A 23,805-nucleotide genomic window follows, 5' to 3' on the forward strand; every position below is an offset into this window, starting at 1 on the left:
ACTCAGTCCCCATGTACGATCAACGGAGCGATCAGGTCGCGGCGCAGGCCGCAGAGCAGCGGAAGAACACGTTCGGATGCGCCGTTGTTGCCAGCGATGATCACCTCGCGTGTGCGCTCGAGTGATTCCAGCAGCGGCGTATCCACTGTGCGGCATGTGGAGGTACGGGTACGGAAGTGGGCGGACGCGCTGTGCAGCAACTGGGCCAGGCAGTCGTGGCTGCGGCGATCATTCAACGCCCCGCCAATTACGCGAAGTTCGGCCACGGCACTGGCCGCGCGCATGTCCGCAAACAGCGTCCGCAACGTGGGGGCTGCATCCGGATGGCCGCGCAGGCGAGGGGCAAGCAGCGCAAGCCGATCCACCATGCGGCTTGTCCAGTCGCTGGCATTTCGCACCTGCCCGGCGGCGCGGCGTGCGATGTCCCGCCGGATGACATCCTGCAGGCGCGCGCGGCTGCGATTGCTGTCCAGCGTCTGCAACAGCGACATGCTGCACAGCGCCGCCGCCGTGCCCACGAACAGCGCTACGCTGCTGTTGAGCGCGCCCGCGATGTGGGTGGCATTGGTGGCGCCCAACCCGGCGATGAGGGGGAAGGTGAGCGCTACCCCCAATGCGCCCATGATGAACGGCGGGCGGGCGAGGAACGAGCCGCACACCAGCAGTGCCGGCGCCAGTGCCACGGCCAGGCCGACGAAATCGGACAGGCCCGGAAAGATAACCAGCGCGTAGAACAGCCCGATGACCACGCCGATGGTCGACCCGATCAGATAGCGCATGACATGCCCGGCAGGTGCCTCGGTGGTCCCGAACAACACGCAGGCGGTGCCGATGATGGAGACGGCGGTTGCACCATCCGACCACGCGGTAATGATCCACAACGCGCAGGCCAGTACGATGCCGACGAAGGCGCCCAAGGCGCTGCGCAGGGCGACCCGGTGGTCACGATGCAGCACATGACCGCTCGCCTTCCTGGCAAGGTGCACGGGCACATGCCGGCGCCAGTCCGGGCGGGCAGCGTGCAGCTGCGCTTCCAGCAGCCGGCAGTCGTGATGCGCAGCATCGAGTTCGGCCTGACGTGCGCAGAGATCTGCACGCATCAATTCCTGCCATGTGGTGTGCGCCGTGCCAGCGGGCTGCGCGCGCAGCTGGGCCAGTGATTCGTCCACGGCGCTGGACAGCATCAGCACATCGAGCATCCGGTCATGCAGTGCGCGCAGGATCTGCACCTGGGCGACGCCGTGCACACTGTCGAACGGCAGGTGGATGGACAGCGTGTGCAGGTCGAGGAGATCTGCGGCTACCTTGGAGCGATCCGCAGCCAGTACCGTTTCGTTTGCGCCAACGCGCATGTCCCGCGTCCAGTGCTCCGCATCGGCGAGGACCGATGCCACGCGCGCGTGCACACGCGGTGAGACCCGGCGTGGCCACAGCAGGCCATGGACCAGCGTCGCCGCAAGAATGCCGATGGAGATTTCCTGCACGCGGGTGATGGCGATGGTGAAGACGTCATCGGGCACCATCACCGCCGGGAAACCAATCAGGCTGGTGGTATACCCGGCCAGCAGGAAGGCGTACGCACGCGGTGTGCGGTCGAGCATGGCCAAATACAGGCACAGGCCCATCCAGGCGGCCAGTACCACGCTCAACACCAGCGGCGCGTTCGCGAACCGCGGCACCAGCAGCACCGTAGCAACCGCACCGCCGACCGTTCCCAGCAGCCGGAACAGGCCACGGCTGAGTGTCGCGCCGGACATCGGCTGCGACACCAGGTAGACAGTGCCGATCACCCAGAACGGGCGGGTCAGGCCGATGCGCAGCGAGACATACAGCCCGAGGATCGCGGCGAGCAGGCATTTGAGCGAGAACAGCACCGCTTCGCGGTCGACCTTCAATGCGGGCGACGTCAACAGCGCGATGGGGCGCGAAAGCCAAGGGCGGGTAGGGGCGGGGATGTGCATGGCGCCATCGTATTCAGCGAGCCCCGCCGCCGAATTTCGCTAGAATGTCAGTCTATCGCTGAATCCGGTCATCGAGAATGACTCGCATTTCACTGCCTGGCTTTGATCTGGACCCGGACGCGACGGATCGGCCGGCAGTGGCCAGCCGCCTGCAGGTGGCCGACCACGATGCCGAGATTCCAGTGCATGACCACCGCAAGGGACAGCTGATCCTGGCACTTCATGGCGCGGTGACCTGCGAGGTGGCCAATGCGTTGTGGATCGTGCCGCCACAGTGCGGCGTGTGGATTCCGGGCAGCATGCCGCACAGCAACCGGGCCACCGCCAACGCCCGCCTGTGCTATCTGTTCGTCGAGCCAGGCGTTGTCGACCTGCCACTGCACTGCGTGACGCTGTCGATCTCGCCGATGGTGCGCGAGATGATCCTGCACCTGGCCGATGCACCGCAGGACTACCCGCGCGGCGGGCACACCGATCGCCTGGCGCGAGTGTTGCTGGACGAACTGGTGCAGATGCCGGCCGAGCGGTTGTACCTGCCGGTGAGTGACCACCCCAAGATCCGTGCGCTGGCTGCGGCGCTGTCAGCCAATCCGGCCGATCGCAGCACCATCAGCGAGTGGGCCAAACGCCTGGCGTTGGGCGAGCGCACGTTGACGCGGTTGATTGATCGGGAAACCGGTCTGTCGTTCGGGCGCTGGCGGCAGCAGCTGCATCTGCTGGTTGCCATTCGCGAGCTTGCAGGCGGCGCGGCGGTGCAGCGGGTTTCTGAAACCCTGGGCTATGAATCGGTGACGGCGTTCATCACGATGTTCAAGAAAGCGCTGGGGCAATCGCCCACGCGGTATTTTGCGGCGCGGTTGCGGGATCAGGATTCAGCTGCGCGTGGTGGTTGATGGTGACTGGCTGACGTTGATTTGCTGAAAGGGCGCATCAGCTCTCTGCGGAACTGCGTTTGTCACGTATCGAATAGATCACCGAAAAGATCTTCCAGCCCCACTCGGTGTGGATCAGCTGGACCCAAGGGCGGCCACCGTTATCGATAATCGTGACCTGAATCTCAGGGTTTGACTTGATTATGTAATCGGCTTCCGCGATAACTGCCCCGTGCGGCATTGCCGCATTCCGGAACAGGGACGATCCGAAGCAGGGCGCGACAGGGCGGTGAACCGCCTGTGCGCCTTCGTCCCTCCCGGCGCGGTATTCGCCCAGGAAGGAGAACACGGATGTTCGGACGGAAAATGAAGCTGGCGTGTGTGGCGCTGACGATGGCCGCGCTTGGCTGCGCAGCCCCCCTTGCCGCGCAGGCGCAGGAGAGCAAGACAACCTGGCGCATCTCCCGAGGAGGGAGAAGATTGTGAAGCCCTGCTACGGACTGACACGGATACCTGCAATGGAATCACCGGGGGGCGTGGCGCAAGAGCTGGTGCGGTCTGTCATGCGTCGGCGACGCAGAGATATGCTGCGTGTCTTAGCGGAAGCCCTATTCCGCCATTGAATACATGGAACAATTGACAATGAATACGTATGACCATCTCGTCTGTGTTGATGAAGATGCAAAGGAATTGGTTGTTTTTCGGGTGGGGGCAGATGGGAAGAGGACCTTGTTCACTAGGGTGGCGCTTCCGCAGGTTGAGGGATGGTCTGCCGAGTTGCAGGATCTTGCGAAAGCGCTCGGCGAGAACCTGCTGATCGACTCTCCGGTGATCCGGCGGATTCTTAATGTGCGAGACATGAAACAGGGAGCTCCTCAGCCCTCCAGGAAGGTCCGTGGCATAGCATGAGAGCGTTTGATCTGCGGAGATTGAAAAAGGACGCGAAGAAAAGCGGCATGCGGGTCGTTGGAAATTTCTTGATTGCCTCGTATACGCGAGATGTGATCTCTGGGTTTGCGATAGACCCTGCACCGTCTGCTATCTACTTATGGACCTTCGTACTTCCGACCTATGATAATTTGCCGTTCCTGCACATGTCTCTAGGCCAGAGGGTTGCAGTTGCGAAAGGAGATGAACGTTTCTTCTGTGGCATGCATACTGAGTACGTCGAAAATCTTGAGAGGGTGAGAACGGCGGCAGACCTTTTGATCTATGTTGACGGCCTTGACTTCAGGAACGACTACTCCGAATGGATAAAGTACATATCCGCCATTCGGCTTGGCGATTTATTGGCGGCGGATGCCACGCTGGAGAATCTCCTGGCTTTGCCAATGTCCAGTGCGGTCCAACGTAGATTGGATGCGATTATCTCCGTCCTGAAGAATGGTGGTGAATCGGGCGCGCAGCATCTTCTGGAGACGTGGTCTGTTCAGACGGCTCGATTGGTCGGCGGCAGCTCCTGGGGCAGCGGACGGTAGCGAATCGCCTCGCTGCGCGCAGCCCTAACGCAGCAGGGAATACCACGCTCTGGCAGCAGATCGTTTACCTGCAGTGATACCAGCCGCATGAATGCGGTGAAGCAGGGCAACGCCACATTGGAGAGCTACGCCTACAACCATCGCGGCGAACGCGTGCTGCGCAAGCCGGCCGGTGGTGCGGCTCAGATCACGTTGTACGACGAAGCAGGACAATGGCTGGGCAACTACTCGGCCACGGGCCAGGTGCAGCAGCAGGCCATCTGGCTGGACAACCATCCGGTGGCGTTGATCAACGCGCCGAGCACCGGCGTACCGGAACTGGCCTATGTCCAACCGGACCATTTAGGCACGCCGCGCGTGGTGATCGACCCCGTGCACGATGTTGCGATCTGGGAGTGAAGTAACAAGAGCGAAGTGTTCGGTGATCAGATTCCTAGTGCTGATCCGGATGGCGATGGCGTGGCGTTCGACTTGGCGCTGCGCTTCCCCGGGCAGCAGTCGACGGATGGGAGTGGGCTGTTCTATAACTACCAGCGCGAGTATGACCCCGCAGTGGGGCGGTATTCGCGGAGTGATCCGATTGGTCTGAGTGGCGGGATCAACAGCTATCTCTATTCATCTGCTATGCCTGCAGGCCGGACGGATCCGCTTGGACTGAAAGACTATTCAGCATGTGAGACAAACGAGGAACTGACGTACGCAAGGCGCAGCGCCCTCAATCCACTTGGAGTCACGATGGTTTTTTTGAATAGCACCACCATTCTTGACTATAGGGCAAAGAATGATGGTCGAACCGGAAAGGATCGAGATACCTTTTTGGTGGACGGAAATAGGTTGAGTGCAGAGAGCTTAGGAAACTACGTTGCGGGATATGGTGCCGCCTACCTTTGGGGCCCAGTTGGCTGGGGGGTGACGAGTCTCGCGGGTATGGTGTATGACATCGAAGACGTGTTCCAGGGGCGACCATACAACTGGGATATGGATAGCAGAGCCGATATCGACGCCGGTGCAATCAGAGCGATGCATGAGATGTTGGGGAACCGGCCTACGGGCTGCGGCTGCGGGGGATAGGACAATGATCTGGACGCTGGTTACTTTCTACGCAGTTCTCTCGGCACTTACGTATTTCGCAATGGTCGGCAGAAATCCTACCAGACGGCTGTTCTCCTCGATCGGAATCGTTGTTGTTCAGATAGCTGCACTTGTGTGGATTCAGATCATTGCCAGAGCGCTGGGTTCGCAGGCAAATCATGGGTCTTTTTCTCGGGGAGTCGGTGAGCTCTACCTCGCCATACGGCCCATCCTCTTGTTCAACGTGGCAGTGTGCATCGCGCTTGTTCTGATCTTTCTGGTTGCTCTATCCGGAAAGAGGGCGGCAGGCGAGTGAGCGAGGGGCAATGCTGTTGTTGAGACGGAGTAACACGCGAGACAAAGGGGGGGCTGCAGTACCGGTGGGCTTTTTCCCGTTCGCTGGTGAGCCTGGAGGCGCAAGGGGGCATTCCAAACGGTTCGCGTTTACCGTTCCACCTGCAATCGCCCCACAGCCTGCGCACTCAACGCCAGGCACGCCAGCATCAGCCCCTCCATCACCCGGTCGCCCACGTAGTCCTCGGGCTCGCCGTTCTGCCGGGTCCGTTCCGCTGCCAGCAGCACCTCCTGCACCACCCGCAAGCCGGCCAATGCGCAATCGGCATCGGCAAGCGCCATGCAGCGCCCGGGCAGTTGGTGTCGCTCCGGCCAGGGCTGCCCGTCGGCGGCGGCGCCTTTGCCGATGCGCTTCAGGTTGGCAATCAGGGTGTTCGTACCCGCAGTGGGCACAGCCTCTGCCAGGTCATCGGCGTTGGCCGGGTCACTGTAGGCGTGCAGATGGGGCAGGTCAGATCCGTTCATGGCATGGCTCCGTGCAAGGCAATCGGTAGCCGCCACACAGAGGTGGCGGACGGTACGTGGTTCGAATCCCGGAGCTCTACGCATACACCGGCGGGCATCAAGCCCCCACGCACCGCCCGCCATAGCCGGCAGACGGATTGCCAGCCGGCGCCACGCAAGGTGACGCCGGCTGGCAAGCGTAAACAACGCATAGAGCATCACGGGGATTCGAAGCCCGGCCACCCGTTTTCGGTGGCACGCCATCTGAGCCCGCGTCGCTGTGCAATGCCAATCAGAGAAGTTGCAAATAACTCACGATTGGAGACGCTTTCGGCATTGAACCACGCTGTTAAGTACCGGCAGCGCTGGCTGCCGCCTTGGTCCACCGCGAACAGGCAATCTGCGACAGGTGTCGTGGTTGGGTGAAGGAGTGGGAGGCGGCAGGCGGTTCGAAAACGACAGGGTTGAAGGCCGTACCCTTCAGCGCCACCGCAGTCGAGCGCCGGGTTGACGCTTCCAGCGCTCCGGCGCACTCTGAGGGCTCGGGTCGACAACCTGTTCAGGCGCCCAGCGGCATGGTGGGCTCAGGAGTGAAACAGCCATGAGCCAACTCACCGACGGGTTCGGACGCCGCTTCCCGTATCTGCGTCTGTCATTGACCGAGGCCTGCAACTTCCGTTGCAGTTATTGCCTGCCCGATGGCTACCAGGCCGACGGCCGCCCGCGCTTCCTGGCGGTGGACGAGATCGCGCGCCTGGTGCGCGCCTTTGCCATGCTGGGGATGAGCAAGATCCGCCTGACCGGTGGCGAGCCCAGCCTTCGCAAGGACCTGGACGAGATCATCGCCACGGTGGCGGCCGTGCCGGGCATCCGCAAGGTGGCCATTACCACCAATGGCACGCTGCTGCCGCGGCGCCTGCCGGGCTGGCACCGGGCCGGCCTGACCGCGCTGAACGTGAGCATGGACAGCCTGCAGCGCGAGCGCTTCAGGACCATCACCGGCCATGACCGCCTGCCGGACATCCAGCAGGGGCTGGAAATGGCGCAGGCACTGGGCCTGCCGGCCATCAAGCTCAATGCGGTGCTGCTGCGCGGCCTGAACGACGACGAGCTGCCGCAGTGGATGGCGTTCCTGCGCGACCGTCCCTTCAGCGTGCGCTTCATTGAACTGATGCGCACCGGCGACAACGAAGCCTATTTCCAGCGCCACCATCTGCGCGCCGACGTGGTGATCGAGCAGCTGCTGGCCGCTGGCTGGCACGAGCGCCCGCGCGCGGACGATGCCGGCCCCGCGCGCGAGTTCAGCCACCCGCAGCATCGCGGCACGGTGGGCATCATCGCCCCGTACTCGCGTGATTTCTGCAAGGGCTGCAACCGCCTGCGGGTGACCGCCAAGGGTGACCTGCGGCTGTGCCTGTTCGGCGAATTCGGCGTGCCGCTGCGCCCGCTGTTGCAGAGCGACGACGACCAGGACGCGCTGCTGGCACGCATCACCACACAGCTTGGCCTGAAAGCGGCCGGGCACGGATTGCACCAGGGCCAGACCGGATTGATTCCGCACCTGGCTTCGATTGGAGGATGAGGAACACGATGCCGGGTGATCTGAAGGCGGCCTTCCACATGGCCGATGTGCGCGACAAACGTATTACCCGCCGCCGCGCGGTGGCGGTGGGCGAGCTGCATGCCGGCCCGGTGGCCTACCCGCTGATTGTCGAGCGCCGGTTGCCCAAGGGCGATGCGCTGGTGATGGCCGAGATTGCTGGGCTGCAGGGCGCCAAGATGGCCTCGATGCTGATGCCGCTGTGCCACCCGTTGCCGCTGGAACTGGTGCAGGTGTACTGCGCGCCGGTGCCGGAGCGGCAGGCGATACGTGTGTGGTGCGAGTGCGCCAGCGAGGCCCGCACCGGTGTGGAGATGGAGGCGCTTGCCGGCGTCAACGCGGCACTGCTGACCCTGTACGACCTGAGCAAGCCGGTGGAGCCGGCGCTGCGCATCGAGGGCATCCGCCTGTTGTTCAAGGAGGGCGGCAAGCGCGGCCTGTGGCTGCACCCTGAAGGCATGGACGAGGGTGAGCGCGAGCGCTTCAGGCCACGCCCGCCGAAGCGCCTGAACGGTGCGGCCTGCGCGGTGATCACCCTGAGCGATCGCGCCAGCGAGGGTAGCTATGCCGATGAGTCCGGCCCGAAGCTGGTGAGCGGGCTGCAGGCGCTCGGTGGCGAGGTGGTGGCTGTCGAGGTGTTGCCCGATGGTGTCGAACCGCTTGCGGGTCGCCTGCGTGCGCTGGCGGGCGAGGGCGTGCGCCTGTGCCTGTGTACCGGCGGGACCGGGCTTGGCCCGCGTGACCTGACCCCGGAGGCGCTGCGTTCGTTGAGTGCGCGACCGGTGCACGGCTTGGCGCAGATGGTGCGCGCGTTGAGTGCGCAGCACACGCCGATGGCCTGGCTCAGCCGGGCCGAGGTGGTGCAGCTGGATGACATGCTGGTGTTTGCGCTGCCGGGCAGCCCGCGTGCGGCCGCGCAATGCCTGGACATTCTGGCGCCGGTGCTGGGCCACGCGCTGGCGATGGTCGATGGCGGTGGCCACGCATGATTGCCTACAGCGAAGCGCTGCAGCACCTGATGGAAGCGGCTGCACCGCTGCCGGCCGAGCGGCTGGCATTGCATGAGGCTGCGGGTCGCATCCTGGCCACTGACATCATCAGTGGGCAGTCGTTGCCGCCGTTCGACAATTCGGCGATGGACGGCTTCGCGCTGTTCGCCGATGGCGCCCCGCTGGAAAGCGATACCGAATTTGTGGTGCAGGGCTGGCAGGCGGCGGGCGACGCCGGTACCGAGGGCGGCGACGGTGCATGGGAAATCATGACTGGCGCGCGCATGCCGGTTGGGCTGGATACGGTGGTGCCGATCGAGAACGTGGAGATCCTTGCCAGCGAGCAGGGTCGCCCGACCCGCATTGCGTTGAAGAGCGGGGTGAAACCTGGCCAGCACGTGCGCCTGCGCGGACAGGACGTGGAAGAAGGCGAGCGCGTGCTGCAGGCCGGGCAGGCCTTGGACATCAATGCACGCACTCTGCTGCACGCCATCGGCGTGGCCGAGGTGGCGGTGGTGGCACGGCCGAAGGTCGCGGTCATTGCCACTGGCAAGGAACTGGTGACCGAAGCGGCGCAGGCGCTGGACTCCGGACAGATCCGTGACAGCAACCGGCCCTACCTAATCGGCCGCCTGCAGGCCGCCGGTGCCGAGGTGGTGTGGCAGGGCACGGTAGGCGATGACGTGGCTGCCTTCGATGCGGTGCTGGACGACGCGCTGTCTGCGGGTGCGAAGGTGCTGATCAGCACCGGCGCGGTGTCGGCCGGCCGCTACGACTTCATTCCCGATGCGCTGCGCGCCCGCGGCGCCCGCATCGTGTTCCACAAGGTGGCGATCCGCCCGGGCAAGCCGCTGCTGTTTGCAGTACTGCCCGATGGCGCGCTGTATTTTGGCCTGCCGGGCAATCCGGTGTCGGCGGCGGTGGGGCAGCGTTTCTTCGTTGAACCGGTGTTGCGTCGCCTGCTGGGCCTGGCCGCAGAGCCGCTGCTGCAGCTTCCGTTGCAGGCCGACGTGCGCAAGCCACCGGGCCTGCGCTTCCACGCGCGTGCGCGGGTGGACGTGGACGCGCAGGGGCGCTTGAGCGCGCGCGTGCTGTCCGGGCAGGAGTCGTTCCGTTTGAAATCCATGCTGCAGGCCAACGCCTGGGTGGTGCTGGAGGGCGAGGGTGACCTCGTCGCGGCCGGCACGCTGGTGCGCGTGCAGGGCTGGGGCCACCAGGACCCGCTGCAGCTGGCAACCCAGGAGTCATGATGAAGCAGGTGAATCTGCAGTTGTTCGGTGCGTTTTCCGATCTGGATGCCAGCCGCGAGATCGCGCTGGAGGTGGCCGGTGGCACGGTGGCCGATCTGCGCCAGGCGCTGCGTGAGCTGTTGCCAGTGCGCTTTCCCGGTTTCCGCGCCGGGTTGCTGGACTATTCTGCCTTTGCCGACCAGCAGCGCGTGCTGCGTGACCACGAGGCGCTGCCTGCCGATGGCAAGGTGGCGATTCTGCCGCCGGTGAGCGGGGGCTGAGCCATGAGCAGCAACGTGACCGCAAAGGTGGTGGACCGTGCGCAGCACGCCATCGACCCGGCCGAAGGCATCGCGGCGGTGTCCGCCCCGGCATTCGGCGGCATCGATGTGTTCATCGGCAAGGTGCGCGACTTCAATGTGGGGCGGCCGGTGACCGGCATCACCTATGACCTGTTCGAACCGCTGGTGCTGAACGAGATCCAGCGCGTGGCGGTGGAGATCGAGGCGACGTTCGGGCCGAGGCTGAAGCTGTATGTGGCGCATGCCAAGGGCCGCCTGGGCATTGGCGATGTGGCGGTGGTGGTGGCTGCGGGCAGCCCGCACCGTGATGAAGCGTTCCGCGCGTGCCGGCAGTTGATCGAGGCGGTGAAACACCAGTGCCCGATCTGGAAGCAGGAACATTACGAGGACGGCGACAGCGAGTGGAGCGAAGGCTGCACGCTGTGCCACGCCGATGGTGAACCCGCGCATGATCACCTGTGACGCCAGTAGATCCACGCCATGCGTGGATGGCGCCATCCCCTCGCGCCCGGCAGGAGCAGCCACGCACGGCGTGGTCGGGTTTCCCGCGTGAAAACGCCCATTGCCGGCATCGTGCTGGCCGGCGGCCTGTCCAGCCGGATGGGCCGCGACAAGGCGATGCTGCCCTGGCAGGGGCGCACCCTGTTGGAGCACATGCGCGGCATCTTGCGGCTGGCCGGGGCAGACCGGGTCTGGGTGAGTGGACGCTATCCGGCGTTCGGCGGCGTGCCGGACCAGATCACGCGCTGCGGGCCACTGGGTGGCCTGTACAGCGTGGCGATGCAGATGCCTGACGGCCCGGCCTGGGTGGTGCCGGTGGATACACCCCGGTTGACCCCGGAGCTATTGCAGCAGCTGCGTGAGCGCCATCGCGGCGCTTGCACGATCTTTGACGGGCATCCGCTTCCGATGCTGTTTAATGTAGGCAATGAAAGCCGCACGATCCTCGAAACCATGATCCACGACCCCCTCGGCCCGCGCTCCCTGCAGGCCCTGCAACACCGGCTGGACGCGCAGGCACTGCGCCTGGCCCATGCCGATGAAGGCGTCCTGGTCAACTGCAATACCCCCACCCAATGGGAGGACGTTGCCTCATGAAGGTGCAGTTGCAGGACCAGACAATGCGCTTGCGCCTGGACGAGGCCGAGCTGGCCACGCTGCTGGCCGGTGAAACGGTGGAGAACCTGACCCGATTCGGTGGCAGCGGCGGTTGGGGCACGGCCGTTTCGTTGCACGGCGGCGAAAGCGCTGTGCTGCTCGACAGCGGCACCGATTGCCGCCTGGTATTGCCCCGGTCTTCCGTGGAGGACCTGGCTGGGCGCCTGCCATGCCGCGATGGCCTGGCCTTTGCGCTGTATCTGGACGACGGCACCACGCTGCAACTGCAGTTCGATGTGGATGTGCGCGACAGCGTGCGCCAGCGCGGCGCAGGCCGGCGCGGCACGTCACCAGCGGCGTGACCCGTGCAGTGCACGGAAGGCGATGGGGCCGTGCCGTATGATGGAGGCTTCCGTTCGAGCGTTGCCGTGATGTCTTCGATTCCGTCCCCTCAGCCGCGCCCCGGCCGGGCCACGCCGAATCCTGCCGCCGCCGATGATGGCGACGCGCTGCATTTCTGCAGCACCTGTGCCTTCTCCGATGCCTGCATGTCGCAGGGCTATGACAAGACGGCGCTGGGCGAACTGCATGTGCTGGTCGACCACGTCGGGCCGTTCCATGCGGGGGAATACATCTTCCGTGCGGGTGAGGCCTTCGATTCCATCGCCGCTGTGCGCGCAGGCATGGTCAAGACCTTCGTCGACGACAGCCAGGGCAACGAGCAGGTGCTGGGCTTTGCTCTGCCGGGCGAGGTGATCGGGCTCAATGCGATTCACGGTTCGCGCTTCCCCTGCAATGCGGTGGCACTGGATACGGTGCACCTGTGCCGCATTTCGTTCCCCAAGCTGAGCCTGCTGGCCACCCGCATGCCGGGGCTGCAGGCCAAGCTGTTCAGCCTGCTCAGCGCGGAGATCGGCAAGGTCGCCACGCTGGCGGCCAACCACCGCACCGAGGAGCGGATGGCGGCGTTCCTGCTGGATATGTCGGCGCGTTATGCGCGGCGTGGTTTTTCCGCGACCCGCTTCAACCTGACGATGGCCCGCACCGAGATCGCCAACTACCTGCGGATGGCGCCGGAGACGGTCAGCCGGGTGCTGCGGCGGCTGAGCGATGAGGGTGTCATCGCAGTCAACCAACGTGAGATGCTGCTGCTGCAACCCGAGCGGCTGGCGGCGCTGGCCGTGGCCAGGGATTCCGAACCGGATTGAACACGGCCAAGGAGCCGATATGAAGACGCTGGGCGTGTTGTTGCTGGGGATGGTGGCTGCGCTGCCAGCGTGGTCGGCCGAACTTACGGTGTCGGCGGCATCCAGCCTTACCGAAAGCTTCCGCGAGCTGGGCGCAGCCTATGAGAAGGCGAACCCGGGCAGCAGGGTCGACTTCAACTTTGCCGCTTCCGGCGTACTGCTGCAGCAGATCGCGCGCGGCGCACCGGTGGATGTGTTCGCTTCGGCCGATGAGGCAACGATGGACCAGGCTGCGCAGCAGAAGCTGCTGGCGGCTGGTACGCGTGAGGTCTTCGCGGTGAACGCGTTGTGGGTGGTCGTGCCACCGCAGGCGAAGGCGCCGCCGCGCGCACTGGCCGATCTGGCGGGTGCCGGCGTGCAGCGCATTGCACTGGGCAACCCGGACAGCGTACCGGTGGGCCGCTACGCGCAGGGCGCGCTGCAGGCTGCCAAGCTGTGGCCGGCCGTGCAGGGCAAGGTGATCAGTACGCAGAACGTGCGGCAGTCGCTGGATTACGTGGCGCGGGGCGAGGTGGATGCGGGGTTTGTCTACGCCACCGACGCGCAGGCCATGCCTGATCGCGTGCGGCGCGCGTTCCAGGTTCCGGTTGCTGGACGCATCGCCTATCCGCTGGCGGTGGTGCAGGCCAGCACGCAGCCGGTGGAAGCCAGGCGCTTCGCGGCGTTCGTGCGCTCGGCGCAGGGCCAGGCGATCCTGCACAAGCACGGGTTTGGCAAGCCCTGACGGATGGACCTGGACTGGAGCGCACTGGGATTGTCGTTGAAGGTGGCCGGCTGGGCCACGGCGATCAATCTTGTTGCCGGCGTGGCACTTGGCGCGCTGCTGGCGCGACGGCGCTTTCCCGGTCGGGAACTGCTGGATTCGATACTGACCCTGCCGATGGTGCTGCCGCCGACGGTGCTGGGCTATTACCTGCTGGTGTTGATCGGGCGCAATGGCCCGATCGGCGCCTGGTTGCAGTCGTGGTTCGGCATCAACCTGGTATTTACCTGGCAGGCGGCGGTGATCGCTGCTGCGGTGGCGTCGTTTCCGCTGGTGTTCAAGCCAGCACGCGCTGCATTCGAGGAAGTGGATGGCCAGTTGGAGCAGGCCGCGCGCACGCTGGGCGTGTCCGAAGCGGCGGTGTTCTTCCGCATCACCCTGCCGCTGGCATGGCGCGGGATTCTGGCGGGCCTGCTGCTGGCGTTCGCACGGGCGATGGGTGAGTTCGGCGCCACGCTGATGGTGGCCGGCAGCATTCCGGGCCGCACGCAGACCTTGTCGATCGCCATCTATGAAGCGGTGCAGGCTGGGCAGGATGGCAAGGCCAATGCGCTGGTGATCCTGACGTCGGTGGTGTGCATCGTGATCCTGCTGCTGGCCGCGCGGCTGGTGGGTGGGCGCCGTCGGGAGCTGCGCGATGTGGCTTGACCTGCAGGTGCGGCGGCGATTGCAGGCGTCCGGCCAGACGTTCGAGCTGGACGTTGCACTGCAGTGCACGCAGCGGCAGGTGGTGCTGTTCGGGCCTTCCGGTGCCGGCAAGAGCCTGACGCTGAAAGCGGTGGCCGGTCTGCTGCGCCCGGAGCATGGGCATGTGCGCCTGCACGGGCAGACACTGTTCGATGCGGGAGCGGGGGTCGATCTGCCACCGCAGCGTCGTCGACTGGGTTACGTGTTCCAGGACTACGCGCTGTTTCCGCACCTGAGCGTGCGCCAGAACGTGGCGTTCGGGCTGCAGCGGGGCTGGTTGAATCCACCGCGCGTCACCCGTATCGAGGCAGTGGAGCAGTGGCTGCAGGCATTCCGGATCGAGCACGTGGCGGATCTGCTGCCGTCGCAGGTATCGGGCGGACAGCGCCAGCGCACGGCGTTGGCGCGTGCACTGGTGACCCGGCCGCAGGCGTTGCTGCTGGACGAACCGTTCGCAGCGCTCGACCACGACCTGCGCCAGCACCTGCGCCAGGAACTGGAAACCGTGCTGGATGAAACCGGTATTCCGCTGCTGCTTATCAGCCACGATCCGCAGGATGTGGCGGTGTTCGGCCAGCAGGTAGCGCGGGTGGTGGACGGGCGCGTCGTCGGCCGATGACGCGCGGCGGTCATGCCGGGCCATGCCCGGCGGACACCGGCACGCTGTGCATCCACGTGGGTAGTGCCGGCCGCTGGCCGGCAGCGTCGTAGCGCCAACAGCAACCGGCCAGCGGCCGGCTCTACCCGAAGGACGGTTCAATACAGCTCGCAGTGGGTTCGGCCCTCTCCGCGCAGGGCATCCCAATGACCCTCACCGCCGATCGCGTCGATGGCTTCGCGCACCGCACATTCCAGGTGGCTCTTGTTGCCACACAGGTAGATGTGGCCGCTACGGGCCAGCACATCCCGCACCTGCGTGGCCTGCTGCTGCAGCACATGCTGCACGTAGACCTTCTGCGCAGCATCGCGCGAGAACGCCGCGTGCAGACCAGTCAGTACGCCACGCGCCTGCCAGTCCTGCAGCTGCTCGCGGTACAGGAAGTCATGCTCGCGGTGCTTCTCGCCGAACACCAGATGGACCTCCCGCGCGTCGCCGGTGGCCTGCAGTTCCTGCATCAGGCCCATCAGCGGCGCGATGCCGGTACCGGTGCCGACCAGCAGCAGGGGCGCGTCGCCGCCTTCGGGCAGGTGGAAGCCCGGATTGGAGCGGCAGTACACACGCGCCGTGTCGCCGCCGTGCAGCAGGCTGCCAGTGGCGGTGCCGAAGCGTTCGCGGCCACGCAGGGTGTAGCGCACTTCGCGTACACACAGGCTCAGCTGGTCATCGCGCGGATGCGAGGCAATCGAGTAGGCGCGCGGCAGGCAGGGTGAGAGCAGCTCGCCCAATCGCGCCAGCGGAACCGACTGCGGGGTGGCGTGGTCCTGCAGCACGTCCAGCAGGTCCAGGCCATGCAGGTAGGCGTCCAGTTCCCGTTTCTGGCTGATCTTCAGCAGGCTTTTCAGTGCGTCGCTACCCCCCAGCCTGGCAAGTTCGCGCAGTACACCCTTGCTGAGCAGGCGCAGTTCGCGGTCGCGCAGCGCGTCAGCGGCGCTGGAATCGGCATACCAGCTGGCCAGGGCCTGCAGCAACGCAGGATCGTTTTCCGGAACCAGATGCAGGGTATCGCCGGCCCGGTAGGCCATGCCGCTGCCCGCGATGTCCAGCTGCAGGTGCCAGGCGGCCGGGGTGCTGTGATTCAGTCGGCGCCGTTCGACAATGCGGGCGGCGAACGCGTTGTCTTCGCCGTAGGCCGTCACCTGCAGGCGCAGGTCCCGGCCCGCGGTCGCATCACCGCCCAGTACCTGGCCCAGCACCGGCCGCCACTGCTGGAAGAACTGTTCGTAGCCGAGGTCGGCGTCGACACGGTGCAGCAGCGGCTGCGCCTGACGATCGCTCAACGCTGCATCCAGCGCCTTGGTGAAACCGCAGAAGCTGGGGTAGCCGGTATCCCCCAGGCCGAACACCGCGTAGCGCAGTCCAGGGAGGGCAGGGACCTGGCGCAGCGACTCGAAGAAGCGCTCGCCATTGGCCGGTGGCTCGCCGTCGCCGAACGAGCTGGAGATGGCCAGCAGCACATCGCCGTGGCCGAGGCCGGCCACATCGATGTCATTGAACGGCAGGACCTGCGGTCCATGCGGCTGCAGTTCCGGGTCCGCACCCAGGCGTTGGGCCAGGGCGCGGGCGTTGCCCGACTCGGAGGCGAAACCCACCAGCAGCCGGCTGATGGGCCTGCGTGTGGGAATGGCGTTCACGCAGCCTCGTAGAAGTCGTCGAACTTTTCCTTGCTGAACTCGACCAGGTCGTAGTTCTGCATCAGGTCGTTCACCACGCGGCGGATGCTGATGTACGAGGTGATGTTGCCATCGGCGTCGAACAGTGGCTGCACGGTGGTGTCGACCACGTAGAGCACGCCGCCCTTGCCAAGGTTGGGGACGATGCCGGTCCACGTCTTGCCGGCCTTGATGGTGTCCCACATGTCCTTGTAGACGGCCTTGGGTACGTCCGGATGGCGGACGATGCTGTGCGGCTGGCCGATCAGTTCCTCGCGCGCGAACCCGGTGAGCGTGCAGAACAGGTCGTTGGCATAGGTGATGTTGCCCTGCAGGTCGGTGGTGGAGATCACCATCACGTTCTGCATGGCGTTGAGCAGCTGGGCGTTGTCGGGGGTGTAGCTCATCGCAGGTCCTTTGGATGCCGGTGACGCCGGCGTATTGGGTTCCTGCATAGAGATACGCGCCCGTGGCGTGGGGCGGATTGATATAGGTCAAGCGTGCGCCCGGAGGGGGCTGCGACCGGCTGTCGCAGGGAGGGGCGGCGCTAGTGGGCGATGGCGGGGAATCCGATGGCGTGGTGGCAGTGCCGTAGCAGTGCGCGCCCTTCTTCGTCATCGCGTTGGATACGATCCCCGCTGAAGAATGCCTGCAACGACTGGCCCATCGCGTTGCCGGCATTTCCAGAGCGCCGTGCTGCCGCCGGCAGCAGGCTGTCAGCGCGGGGATCATGGCGGCCGGGTAGCTGCTCGCGCCGAAGCTCACCTTCAATCGCCAGCAGCGCGCATGCCCCGGCGAGGTAGGCCTCCGGTTCCCGGTGCGCTCCCCATCGGCGCTGGCCTGCCATCGTGGTGGCGATATGGTGGAACTCGTGTGCGGTGGTGGAGACTACGCGCGCACGCAGTGCAGCAGCGTCGTCGCCGGCGGGAAACCAGAACGCCACCACCAGTTCTGGTCGGACTGGCCTGGCAGATTGTTGCCAGATGCCGCCGCCGTCGCTGACGATCGTGACCTGGTAGCGGACCGGTGTATCGTTCAGGCCTGCGGCATGGAGCGGTTGTCTCGCGGCGTGCGCGGCGGCAGTGCATAGAATCACTGCCTGGTCAGTGGATAGGCTGGGCTCGACCCAGCGCACCATCACGTCGATTGTTTCCCGTTGGCAAGTGTGCGAGTGCGTCGTCTGCTCGGAACTCTCCTGGCCGCGCAGTACCGATGCGGTGCCAACGCTCAGCTGCGAGGGCGCTCCGCCCAGGCGCGTGGCAAACCCTCCGTCCGCGCCGACACTATCGCGCGGGGGAATATCGAGGGTATTGCACGCACTGGCGCAGAGCAGCAGCGCTGCTGCGCCCGTGGCGTGCCGCAACCAGGATTCCATCTACAGGAGATCACCCTTCCAAGGCGGTGGATGCATCCTTGCAGACGCCCCGGCGCACGCACAATCAGACGTGTTGCATAGGGAAGCCGACGGTCGGCGCCGGTTGTCCTCTGGCGCTCACCCCATCACATACCGCAGCACAGCCGCCGATACCACGCCGATCAGCACCGTCGGCAGCATCGACAGCCGTGTGGCCGCAAGCAACGTGATCGCCAGTGCAGCCAGGTCGGCCGGCTTGTCGGCCACGAAGTCCGGAGCGATCACCGAGATCAGCACGCAGCCCGGGGCGGCTTCCATCACCGTCACCGCGCGCTTGCTCAGGGTGCGGTTGCGCAGCGCGAGGAAACCGATGATGCGGGTGAGATAGGTGGCGGCGGCCATCAGGATGATGGTCAGCACCGAGGTCCAGTGGATCAGGCCGTTGAAGATCATGCGGCGTCCTCGGCCAGCAGCCACGCAGCGGCCAGACCGGCCAGCGCGCCGCTGGCGACGTACCAGGCGCCGGGCACCAGCAGGTAGGTGCCCGCTGCCACCACCAGGCTGACCAGCCATGGCCGGGCGGCGCGCATGCCTTGCCACATGCCACGCAGCAACACCAGGAACACGGCGGGGAAGGCCATGTCGAAGCCATAGGCGTGGATGTCACCGAGCAGTGGGCCGACGATCGCGCCCAGCGCGGTGCACAGTACCCACACGGTGTACAGGCCGGCCGACACGCCGAGGTAGTAGGACAGGCTGAAGCCCAGTGCGCGACGGCGCGCATCGGCCACGCCCAGTGCCCAGCTTTCATCGCACATGAAGAACAGCGCCGGCAGCACGCGACGGCGCGGCAGGTGCTGCAGCAACGGCGCCAGGCTGGCACCCATCAACAGGTGGCGGCTGTTGACCAGCGCGGTGATCGCTACGATCAGCGCGATGTGTGGCGGCGAAGTCCACAGTTCGACCGCGGCGAATTCAGACCCACCGGCAAAGTTGAGGCCGGTCATCAGCGGCACTTCCAGCGCCGACAGGCCCTTCTGGGCGGCTTGGGCACCGAGCACCAGGGCGAAAGGAATGAAGCCGATCATCACCGGCACGGCGGCGCGCAGGCCGCGCAGGAATTCGGCGCGCGGTGCGGTGTCGCACGCGGGATCAGGCAGGGGCAGGGTGGTTCGTGCGTCCATGGATCAACAACGGGTGGGGGTGGCCCATGCTAACGGTCCGATCACGAAATCGGGTTGCGTTGATGCCATTGAGTCGACGGAATGTGGAATATCATGCGGTCATAGGCCTGATGGGTGAAATTTCATGCAGTACCAGCTCGACAACCTGGATCGCCGCATCCTCGACGCCCTGCAGCGCGATGGTCGCCTGCAGAACCTGGAGCTTTCGCGACAGGTGGGGCTGTCGCCGTCCGCCTGCCTGCGCCGGGTCCGCCTGCTGGAAGAGGGCGGCTACATCGATCGCTACGTGGCCCTGCTCAACGCGGCCAGGATCGGGCGTGGGTTCACGGTGTTCGTCCGCGTATGGCTGCGCGGCCAGGATGAAGACACCACCAACCACTTCATCAACAGCATCAAGTCCTTCCCGGAAGTGCTTGAATGCCATCTGATGGCGGGCGACTGCGACTTCCTGCTGCGGGTGGCCGTGGCCGACCTTGATGCGTACCGGCAGTTCCAGATACAGCACCTCAACCGGATCGCCGGGGTGCAGAACACCAAGACCGAAATCCCCATGCAGCGGATCAAGCAGACCACTGAACTGCCGGTCTGAACGGCCCGGCGCGTCCCCTGCGCGCCGCCGTCATCGCAATGACACGTGACGCCGCTACGGTTTGACCCGCTTGCCGGCCGTGCGCAGGTCGACCCGCCTGGTCGCACCGCGCTGCGCCGCTGCAGCTGATGTCGCTGCCGAGGGTCATGTGTTCTACGTCAGGGGGCTGAATGGACAGCATGCGATCAGACGTTGGAGGGTGGCGGCCGCCGCCGGGTTGCTGTTCGCCTTCGCTGCCGCCGCACAGGACGACATCCGCGCCTATGACATTCCCGCGCAGCCGCTGGAACAGGCGGTCGAGCGCTTCAGCGTCGTCAGCGGCTGGTCGGTGATGTATCCCGGCGACCTCGGCACGGGACGCAGCAGCCATCCGCTGCAGGCCAGCCTGCCGCCACTGCAGGCGCTGCAGGTGGTGCTGCAGGATACCGGTGTCGAGGCCGAGCTGATCGGCGCGCAGCGCGTGGTCCTGCGCCGCGCCGCACGCGCCGCTGCCGAGGCCTCTGCGACCGGTGTGGCCAGCGACGTTGGGCTGCGTCGCCGTTTCGGCGACCTGCAGCAACGGCTGCGCACTGCGTTCTGTGGCGACCCTGACCTTGCGCCTGGCGCCTATGCGGCGACGCTGCGCTTCCGCATTGCCAACGACGGCCAGGTGCAGGAACCCGAGCTGCTTGCCGGCAGCGGCAGCACCCGCCGCGATGCGCGTCTTCTGAAGACGATGCAGGCGCTGCGACTGGACGCCGATGCTGCCGCGCTGCCGCAGCCGGTGACCCTGCAGATCCGTCCTTCCAGCGCGGGCCACGACTGTGGCCGGCGCCCGCCCCAACCATGACGTCAAGGAATCGAACATGAGCAACAGCACGGCTGGGGCGGTGGACCTGATGGACCATCTGCTGGGCGCGTACGACGAACTGAAGCGCCGCCTGGTGCGCAAGCTGGGCTCGGAAGAGCTGGCCGGCGACGCGCTGCAGGACACCTGGATGCGCCTGAGCACGCGTCGCGATCGCCTGGACCCGGTACAGAACCCCGCCGCGTACCTGCTGCGCATGGCGATGAACACCGTGATCGACCGACAGCGCGCCGACCATCGCCTGCTGAGCCTGGAAGAAGTGGATACGTTGATGGACATGGCCGATCCCGGCCCGGGGCCGGCACAGGCGGCCGAGCAGGAGATGGCGCTGGAAGACATGGTCGGCCTGCTGCAGCGGATGCCCGAGCGCCGCCGCCGGATACTGCTGGCGATCCGCGTGGACGGCCTGCAGCAGCGCGATGTGGCCGAGCACCTGGGCGTGTCGTTGCGGCTGGTGCAGCGTGAGCTGAAAGCCGCACAGGATTACCTGGCCGAACGCAGCGGGCAGGGACGGCAGGTGCGGTTCTGAGGCACGGCATCCGTCTACACTTTGACGCCGAGCAGAACCCCGCAGCGTGCGGGGACGGCAAGAGCCCTCATGGACGCTGACGATCAACCGCACCGCCCGCTCGACGCCGTGGAGCGCCAGGCCCACGCGTGGGTGGTACGGTTGACCTCGGGCGAAGCCACTGCGGCCGATGCCAGGAAATTCCGCCAATGGTGCGAGGCCGATCCCGGCCATCGGCACGCCTTTGCGCGCGCGAAACGGCAATGGGAACAGGTACGCCTGGCCGGTGAGCAGCTGCCTGCCGCTGCGCGCCAGCCGCAGCCTGCAACCCCGGCACAACGCTGGAGCCGGCGCGCATTCCTGGGTGCGGCCGTGGCGGCACCTGCGAGCCTGGCCGTGGTGGCTGCGCTGCACCCGCCACTGGGCCTGTGGCCTTCGGTGACGGCGATGACCGCCGATTTCCATACCGGTACCGGCGAGCGGCTGCAGATTGCGCCGACGCCGCACCTGAAGATCGAACTGGATACGCAGAGCAGCCTGCGCCGGCGCAGTGATGCCCAGGGTGAAGGCTTCGAGCTGGTGCAGGGACAGGCGGCGATCGAGGCCGCTGCGGGAGCGCGCCTGGCGCTGTTCGCCGGGCCGGGTTGCCTGGTGGCCGACGAGGGCGCAGCACGCCTGGATGTGCGCAACACCGACGGCCAGGTGCGCGTGACCTGCCTGCACGGCAGCGTGCGCATCGAGCATCCGCAAGGTCGCCTGCAGCTGCAGGCCGGCCAGCAGACGGGGTATGACGAGCGCCTCAGTGGTGTGGTGGCCGAAGCCGTGACGGCCGAAGTCAGCGCCTGGACCGAAGGCATGCTGGTATTCCGCCGCGCGCCACTGCGTGAGGTGGTGGCCGAGATCAACCGCTACCGGCGCGGCAAGGTGCTGCTGGGCGAATCCGCATTGGCGCGGGCGCCGGTCAGTGGTCGCTTCCGCATTGATGATCCGGATGCCGCACTGGAGCAGCTCGGGCAGACGCTGTCACTCGGCCTGCGTCGCTTTCCCGGTGGAATTGCCGTCTTGGGGTAAGACCCTGGCTGCGCGCGACGCGCACGCCCGATGCATGCATGGAGAAGCCAAGGATGCGCAACGAGACCATCGGTGTGTTGGATCTGCGCCGCAATCTGTCGGCGCTGCTGGAAACCACCCAGCGGCGGCCGCTGATGGTGCACCGCTATGGCGCGCCGTGGGTATGCGTGGTGTCCGACCCGCAGTGGCGGCAGCAGGCGGTGCTGCTGGAGTTCGAGCCACAGGACCATCCGTTGGCGATGCTGCTGCGGTTGCAGCGGCAGGCGCTGCCACTTTCGGAATCGGGAATGTTGCCTGCCGCTGCACTGGCACGTGCCTTGTTGCTGATGGCCATGCACGGCATCGAGGGTCTGGCGGCACTTCACGATCACGTGCGCTACCACCGGTTGTGGCACTGGTTCGTGGCCGCCAGCGATGCACAGATGGAGGGATGGCAGCTGCCACTGCTGCAGGCGACGACGGCGGCGCTGCTGGATGACGCGGACGCAATGCATGCGCTGGCGGCATTCGCGCAGCGCAGCGACGTTGTCGTGCTGGCCCGGCGGTGTGGCGGAGAGGCGCGGCGCCTGGACCTGCAAGCCTGCAGGCGGATGACGTTGCGGTGACATTCCCGCGATGCTGCCACGCACTGCTCAACATCGCATTCGTGCTGTCGCTTCGGCTGCCTTGCTGACGTCTTCTGCAGAGTACGACGCTCCCGCGTCGCGGAGCGCAGGCGACGCCGATGAACGACAGTCGCAGGATCAGCATGCTGGAGCTGGACCGCCACCTGAGCCAGTCGTTGGAGCAGGCACGGCATGCGCCAGTGAATGTGCAGCGCTATGGGCAGCCGTGGGTGTGGATGCTGTCCAGCGATGCCTGGGCCGATGCGGCAAGGTGGTCAGCGCTGGATGTCAGCGGCCATCCGTTGATGCTGCTGCGGCAGGCGCTGGACGCATGCCTGCAACCGTGGCCTGAAGCGGCCCTGGCCACGCTTGCGCAGGAGAGCGCGGAGGTGCGCATGGTGCAGCGTGCGGTGCTGCTGATCGCACTGTGCGCCCCTGGCAGCGTGCAGCGCCTGCACGACGATCTGCGCTATCACCAGGTGTACCGGCAATTCATCGGCTTCGATCATGGCATGGCCTGGTCGCCCCTGCAGTGCATGCGCCTGCTGCAGGCGTGTGCCGCGCCACTGCTGCAGCACTGCGTGGAGGAAACGCTTGCGCGCGTTCCGTCGTCGCTGCTGGACGCTGCCTGCGTGGCGAATGCGCGCGGTGTGGGTGATCGGCTGCAGGAACGGCCGATTTCCGCAGGATGTTTATCGTACTGACACATGCGCCGCTGACCATGGGGCGGCGGTCTCTTCCAGGGTGATGAGGGCGGAACAATGGCAACGCAGATGGGTGGTCGCAGGGCTCGGCAGCAGGGCTTCAGCCTGATCGAGATCATGGTGGTGGTGGTCATCATCGGCATTCTGGCTGCACTGATCGTGCCCCGGCTGATGGATCGCCCTGACCAGGCCCGCGTGGTGGCGGCACGCCAGGACATCGCCGCACTGATGCAGGCCATGAAGCTGTACCGGCTGGACAATGGGCGTTACCCCAGTGCCGGGCAGGGGCTGCAGGCGCTGCTGAAACCGCCGCAGGGCAGCGGCGCGATGCCGGTCACGCCTTACCTCGACCGCCTGCCGGATGACCCGTGGGGGCACCCTTACCAGTACCAGAATCCCGGCACGCACGGCGATATCGATGTGTTCTCGCTGGGGGCCGACAGCAAGCCCGGCGGTGAGGCTGGCAACGCGGACATCGGTTCCTGGCAGTTGTGAGGCCGGACAATGGCACGCCGGAACATTCCAGGTACGATTGCCC

At 65.9% G+C, this 23,805-nt stretch carries 29 protein-coding genes and 2 pseudogenes; 23 read left to right on the top strand and 8 right to left on the bottom strand.

Annotated features, from left to right (window positions below):
• Nucleotides 1–2: 2 nt before the first annotated feature.
• A complete protein-coding gene (locus K5K93_RS01165; RefSeq protein WP_222389271.1) occupies nt 3–1,961 on the bottom strand; it encodes an FUSC family protein in 1,959 nt (652 codons plus the stop codon).
• A 77-nt stretch (nt 1,962–2,038) separates the two neighbouring features.
• On the opposite strand from K5K93_RS01165, the gene K5K93_RS01170 reads away from it, so the two are divergent.
• Nucleotides 2,039–2,854 (top strand): helix-turn-helix transcriptional regulator, encoded by an 816-nt coding sequence (locus K5K93_RS01170; protein ID WP_032974530.1) that lies wholly within the window; start codon nt 2,039–2,041, stop codon nt 2,852–2,854.
• A gap of 37 nt (nt 2,855–2,891) precedes the next feature.
• On the opposite strand, the pseudogene K5K93_RS01175 reads toward K5K93_RS01170, so the two are convergent.
• Nucleotides 2,892–2,975, bottom strand: a pseudogene (locus tag K5K93_RS01175) (nuclear transport factor 2 family protein); the annotation flags it as partial.
• Nucleotides 2,976–3,475: 500 nt separating this feature from the next.
• Here K5K93_RS01175 and K5K93_RS01180 point away from each other — a divergent pair.
• The 4 genes and pseudogenes from K5K93_RS01180 (at nt 3,476) to K5K93_RS01195 (ending at nt 5,698) form a co-directional block, all read left to right on the top strand.
• The gene (locus K5K93_RS01180; RefSeq protein ID WP_240332248.1) at nt 3,476–3,742 is read left to right on the top strand and encodes a hypothetical protein; all 267 of its coding nucleotides are present in this window, start codon (nt 3,476–3,478) and stop codon (nt 3,740–3,742) included.
• Nucleotides 3,739–4,311, top strand: coding sequence for a hypothetical protein (locus tag K5K93_RS01185; protein ID WP_222389273.1), 573 nt, complete (start codon nt 3,739–3,741; stop codon nt 4,309–4,311). Before K5K93_RS01180 ends, K5K93_RS01185 begins: the two co-directional genes overlap by 4 nt.
• 14 nt (nt 4,312–4,325) lie before the next feature.
• Nucleotides 4,326–4,971: pseudogene (locus K5K93_RS01190) on the top strand (RHS repeat-associated core domain-containing protein); the annotation flags it as partial.
• A gap of 415 nt (nt 4,972–5,386) precedes the next feature.
• A complete protein-coding gene (locus tag K5K93_RS01195; RefSeq protein ID WP_222389276.1) occupies nt 5,387–5,698 on the top strand; it encodes a hypothetical protein in 312 nt (103 codons plus the stop codon).
• Between the two features lie 128 nt (nt 5,699–5,826).
• On the opposite strand, the gene K5K93_RS01200 is transcribed toward K5K93_RS01195, so the two are convergent.
• Complete coding sequence (locus K5K93_RS01200; RefSeq protein WP_222389278.1) at nt 5,827–6,201, bottom strand: hypothetical protein; 375 nt, start codon at nt 6,199–6,201, stop codon at nt 5,827–5,829.
• A 580-nt stretch (nt 6,202–6,781) separates the two neighbouring features.
• Here K5K93_RS01200 and moaA point away from each other — a divergent pair.
• From moaA to K5K93_RS01255, 11 genes are all read left to right on the top strand, one after another.
• On the top strand, nt 6,782–7,762 hold the full coding sequence (gene moaA / locus K5K93_RS01205; RefSeq protein WP_222389279.1) for a GTP 3',8-cyclase MoaA: 981 nt from the start codon (nt 6,782–6,784) through the stop codon (nt 7,760–7,762).
• 8 nt (nt 7,763–7,770) lie between these two features.
• The gene (gene moaCB / locus K5K93_RS01210) at nt 7,771–8,769 is read left to right on the top strand and encodes a bifunctional molybdenum cofactor biosynthesis protein MoaC/MoaB (protein WP_222390918.1); all 999 of its coding nucleotides are present in this window, start codon (nt 7,771–7,773) and stop codon (nt 8,767–8,769) included.
• Nucleotides 8,766–10,019 (top strand): gephyrin-like molybdotransferase Glp, encoded by a 1,254-nt coding sequence (glp, locus tag K5K93_RS01215; protein WP_222389280.1) that lies wholly within the window; start codon nt 8,766–8,768, stop codon nt 10,017–10,019. The genes moaCB and glp overlap by 4 nt, the downstream gene beginning before the upstream one ends.
• Nucleotides 10,019–10,279, top strand: coding sequence for a MoaD/ThiS family protein (locus tag K5K93_RS01220; RefSeq protein WP_049463966.1), 261 nt, complete (start codon nt 10,019–10,021; stop codon nt 10,277–10,279). The genes glp and K5K93_RS01220 overlap by 1 nt, the downstream gene beginning before the upstream one ends.
• Before the next feature lie 3 nt (nt 10,280–10,282).
• Nucleotides 10,283–10,762 carry a molybdenum cofactor biosynthesis protein MoaE gene (locus K5K93_RS01225; RefSeq protein WP_222389281.1) on the top strand — a complete coding sequence of 160 codons (480 nt, stop codon included), beginning with the start codon at nt 10,283–10,285 and terminating at the stop codon, nt 10,760–10,762.
• 138 nt (nt 10,763–10,900) lie between these two features.
• On the top strand, nt 10,901–11,398 hold the full coding sequence (locus tag K5K93_RS01230) for a molybdenum cofactor guanylyltransferase (protein WP_261311985.1): 498 nt from the start codon (nt 10,901–10,903) through the stop codon (nt 11,396–11,398).
• Nucleotides 11,395–11,760 (top strand): hypothetical protein, encoded by a 366-nt coding sequence (locus K5K93_RS01235; RefSeq protein ID WP_093818503.1) that lies wholly within the window; start codon nt 11,395–11,397, stop codon nt 11,758–11,760. The genes K5K93_RS01230 and K5K93_RS01235 overlap by 4 nt, the downstream gene beginning before the upstream one ends.
• A 69-nt stretch (nt 11,761–11,829) precedes the next feature.
• Nucleotides 11,830–12,606: a helix-turn-helix domain-containing protein gene (locus K5K93_RS01240; protein ID WP_093818502.1), complete on the top strand. Its 777-nt coding sequence runs from the start codon at nt 11,830–11,832 to the stop codon at nt 12,604–12,606.
• 19 nt (nt 12,607–12,625) lie between these two features.
• The gene (modA, locus tag K5K93_RS01245; protein WP_222389283.1) at nt 12,626–13,369 is read left to right on the top strand and encodes a molybdate ABC transporter substrate-binding protein; all 744 of its coding nucleotides are present in this window, start codon (nt 12,626–12,628) and stop codon (nt 13,367–13,369) included.
• Nucleotides 13,370–13,372: 3 nt separating this feature from the next.
• The gene (gene modB / locus K5K93_RS01250; protein WP_025874355.1) at nt 13,373–14,056 is read left to right on the top strand and encodes a molybdate ABC transporter permease subunit; all 684 of its coding nucleotides are present in this window, start codon (nt 13,373–13,375) and stop codon (nt 14,054–14,056) included.
• Nucleotides 14,046–14,714, top strand: coding sequence for an ATP-binding cassette domain-containing protein (locus tag K5K93_RS01255; protein WP_222389284.1), 669 nt, complete (start codon nt 14,046–14,048; stop codon nt 14,712–14,714). The genes modB and K5K93_RS01255 overlap by 11 nt, the downstream gene beginning before the upstream one ends.
• 137 nt (nt 14,715–14,851) lie before the next feature.
• Here K5K93_RS01255 and K5K93_RS01260 read toward each other — a convergent pair whose 3' ends face one another.
• The 5 genes from K5K93_RS01260 to K5K93_RS01280 all read right to left on the bottom strand — a co-directional run bounded on the left by K5K93_RS01260 (nt 14,852) and on the right by K5K93_RS01280 (nt 18,943).
• Nucleotides 14,852–16,387 (bottom strand): sulfite reductase flavoprotein subunit alpha, encoded by a 1,536-nt coding sequence (locus K5K93_RS01260; RefSeq protein WP_222389287.1) that lies wholly within the window; start codon nt 16,385–16,387, stop codon nt 14,852–14,854.
• Entirely contained in the window at nt 16,384–16,812 is a 429-nt protein-coding gene (locus K5K93_RS01265; protein WP_005409905.1) for a PAS sensor domain-containing protein, read from the bottom strand. Before K5K93_RS01265 ends, K5K93_RS01260 begins: the two co-directional genes overlap by 4 nt.
• Before the next feature lie 140 nt (nt 16,813–16,952).
• Nucleotides 16,953–17,780 carry a hypothetical protein gene (locus K5K93_RS01270; RefSeq protein WP_222389294.1) on the bottom strand — a complete coding sequence of 276 codons (828 nt, stop codon included), beginning with the start codon at nt 17,778–17,780 and terminating at the stop codon, nt 16,953–16,955.
• Nucleotides 17,781–17,897: 117 nt separating this feature from the next.
• Entirely contained in the window at nt 17,898–18,212 is a 315-nt protein-coding gene (locus K5K93_RS01275; RefSeq protein ID WP_222389296.1) for an AzlD family protein, read from the bottom strand.
• Complete coding sequence (locus K5K93_RS01280; RefSeq protein WP_033831262.1) at nt 18,209–18,943, bottom strand: AzlC family ABC transporter permease; 735 nt, start codon at nt 18,941–18,943, stop codon at nt 18,209–18,211. The genes K5K93_RS01275 and K5K93_RS01280 overlap by 4 nt, the downstream gene beginning before the upstream one ends.
• A gap of 124 nt (nt 18,944–19,067) precedes the next feature.
• Here K5K93_RS01280 and K5K93_RS01285 point away from each other — a divergent pair, with 124 nt between their 5' ends.
• The 7 genes from K5K93_RS01285 (at nt 19,068) to gspG (ending at nt 23,762) form a co-directional block, all read left to right on the top strand.
• Nucleotides 19,068–19,532 (top strand): Lrp/AsnC family transcriptional regulator, encoded by a 465-nt coding sequence (locus tag K5K93_RS01285; protein WP_025874361.1) that lies wholly within the window; start codon nt 19,068–19,070, stop codon nt 19,530–19,532.
• A gap of 148 nt (nt 19,533–19,680) precedes the next feature.
• The gene (locus tag K5K93_RS01290) at nt 19,681–20,361 is read left to right on the top strand and encodes an STN domain-containing protein (protein WP_222390919.1); all 681 of its coding nucleotides are present in this window, start codon (nt 19,681–19,683) and stop codon (nt 20,359–20,361) included.
• 16 nt (nt 20,362–20,377) lie between these two features.
• Nucleotides 20,378–20,908 carry a sigma-70 family RNA polymerase sigma factor gene (locus K5K93_RS01295; protein ID WP_025874363.1) on the top strand — a complete coding sequence of 177 codons (531 nt, stop codon included), beginning with the start codon at nt 20,378–20,380 and terminating at the stop codon, nt 20,906–20,908.
• Nucleotides 20,909–20,977: 69 nt separating this feature from the next.
• The gene (locus K5K93_RS01300; RefSeq protein ID WP_222389300.1) at nt 20,978–21,958 is read left to right on the top strand and encodes a DUF4880 domain-containing protein; all 981 of its coding nucleotides are present in this window, start codon (nt 20,978–20,980) and stop codon (nt 21,956–21,958) included.
• A 53-nt stretch (nt 21,959–22,011) separates the two neighbouring features.
• Complete coding sequence (locus K5K93_RS01305; RefSeq protein ID WP_222389301.1) at nt 22,012–22,563, top strand: hypothetical protein; 552 nt, start codon at nt 22,012–22,014, stop codon at nt 22,561–22,563.
• A 119-nt stretch (nt 22,564–22,682) separates the two neighbouring features.
• A complete protein-coding gene (locus tag K5K93_RS01310) occupies nt 22,683–23,267 on the top strand; it encodes a hypothetical protein (protein ID WP_032951661.1) in 585 nt (194 codons plus the stop codon).
• A 57-nt stretch (nt 23,268–23,324) separates the two neighbouring features.
• Nucleotides 23,325–23,762, top strand: coding sequence for a type II secretion system major pseudopilin GspG (gspG, locus tag K5K93_RS01315; RefSeq protein ID WP_025874367.1), 438 nt, complete (start codon nt 23,325–23,327; stop codon nt 23,760–23,762).
• The last annotated feature ends 43 nt before the right edge of the window (nt 23,763–23,805 follow it).

This window comes from Stenotrophomonas sp. DR822 (assembly GCF_019793815.1).
GTDB lineage: Bacteria > Pseudomonadota > Gammaproteobacteria > Xanthomonadales > Xanthomonadaceae > Stenotrophomonas > Stenotrophomonas indicatrix.

Coding starts and splice junctions, on each gene's coding strand:
- K5K93_RS01220 (WP_049463966.1), top strand. CDS start 10,019: ATGAAGCAGGTGAATCTGCAGTTGTTCGGTGCGTTTTCCGATCTGGAT.
- K5K93_RS01240 (WP_093818502.1), top strand. CDS start 11,830: ATGTCTTCGATTCCGTCCCCTCAGCCGCGCCCCGGCCGGGCCACGCCG.
- K5K93_RS01230 (WP_261311985.1), top strand. CDS start 10,901: ATGGGCCGCGACAAGGCGATGCTGCCCTGGCAGGGGCGCACCCTGTTG.
- K5K93_RS01275 (WP_222389296.1), bottom strand. CDS start 18,212: ATGATCTTCAACGGCCTGATCCACTGGACCTCGGTGCTGACCATCATC.
- K5K93_RS01255 (WP_222389284.1), top strand. CDS start 14,046: ATGTGGCTTGACCTGCAGGTGCGGCGGCGATTGCAGGCGTCCGGCCAG.
- K5K93_RS01195 (WP_222389276.1), top strand. CDS start 5,387: ATGATCTGGACGCTGGTTACTTTCTACGCAGTTCTCTCGGCACTTACG.
- K5K93_RS01170 (WP_032974530.1), top strand. CDS start 2,039: ATGACTCGCATTTCACTGCCTGGCTTTGATCTGGACCCGGACGCGACG.
- moaA (WP_222389279.1), top strand. CDS start 6,782: ATGAGCCAACTCACCGACGGGTTCGGACGCCGCTTCCCGTATCTGCGT.
- K5K93_RS01225 (WP_222389281.1), top strand. CDS start 10,283: ATGAGCAGCAACGTGACCGCAAAGGTGGTGGACCGTGCGCAGCACGCC.
- K5K93_RS01310 (WP_032951661.1), top strand. CDS start 22,683: ATGAACGACAGTCGCAGGATCAGCATGCTGGAGCTGGACCGCCACCTG.
- K5K93_RS01280 (WP_033831262.1), bottom strand. CDS start 18,943: ATGGACGCACGAACCACCCTGCCCCTGCCTGATCCCGCGTGCGACACC.
- modB (WP_025874355.1), top strand. CDS start 13,373: ATGGACCTGGACTGGAGCGCACTGGGATTGTCGTTGAAGGTGGCCGGC.
- gspG (WP_025874367.1), top strand. CDS start 23,325: ATGGCAACGCAGATGGGTGGTCGCAGGGCTCGGCAGCAGGGCTTCAGC.
- K5K93_RS01200 (WP_222389278.1), bottom strand. CDS start 6,201: ATGAACGGATCTGACCTGCCCCATCTGCACGCCTACAGTGACCCGGCC.
- K5K93_RS01295 (WP_025874363.1), top strand. CDS start 20,378: ATGAGCAACAGCACGGCTGGGGCGGTGGACCTGATGGACCATCTGCTG.
- modA (WP_222389283.1), top strand. CDS start 12,626: ATGAAGACGCTGGGCGTGTTGTTGCTGGGGATGGTGGCTGCGCTGCCA.
- K5K93_RS01180 (WP_240332248.1), top strand. CDS start 3,476: ATGAATACGTATGACCATCTCGTCTGTGTTGATGAAGATGCAAAGGAA.
- K5K93_RS01300 (WP_222389300.1), top strand. CDS start 20,978: ATGGACGCTGACGATCAACCGCACCGCCCGCTCGACGCCGTGGAGCGC.
- K5K93_RS01265 (WP_005409905.1), bottom strand. CDS start 16,812: ATGAGCTACACCCCCGACAACGCCCAGCTGCTCAACGCCATGCAGAAC.
- moaCB (WP_222390918.1), top strand. CDS start 7,771: ATGCCGGGTGATCTGAAGGCGGCCTTCCACATGGCCGATGTGCGCGAC.
- K5K93_RS01270 (WP_222389294.1), bottom strand. CDS start 17,780: ATGGAATCCTGGTTGCGGCACGCCACGGGCGCAGCAGCGCTGCTGCTC.
- K5K93_RS01165 (WP_222389271.1), bottom strand. CDS start 1,961: ATGCACATCCCCGCCCCTACCCGCCCTTGGCTTTCGCGCCCCATCGCG.
- K5K93_RS01305 (WP_222389301.1), top strand. CDS start 22,012: ATGCGCAACGAGACCATCGGTGTGTTGGATCTGCGCCGCAATCTGTCG.
- K5K93_RS01235 (WP_093818503.1), top strand. CDS start 11,395: ATGAAGGTGCAGTTGCAGGACCAGACAATGCGCTTGCGCCTGGACGAG.
- glp (WP_222389280.1), top strand. CDS start 8,766: ATGATTGCCTACAGCGAAGCGCTGCAGCACCTGATGGAAGCGGCTGCA.
- K5K93_RS01185 (WP_222389273.1), top strand. CDS start 3,739: ATGAGAGCGTTTGATCTGCGGAGATTGAAAAAGGACGCGAAGAAAAGC.
- K5K93_RS01285 (WP_025874361.1), top strand. CDS start 19,068: ATGCAGTACCAGCTCGACAACCTGGATCGCCGCATCCTCGACGCCCTG.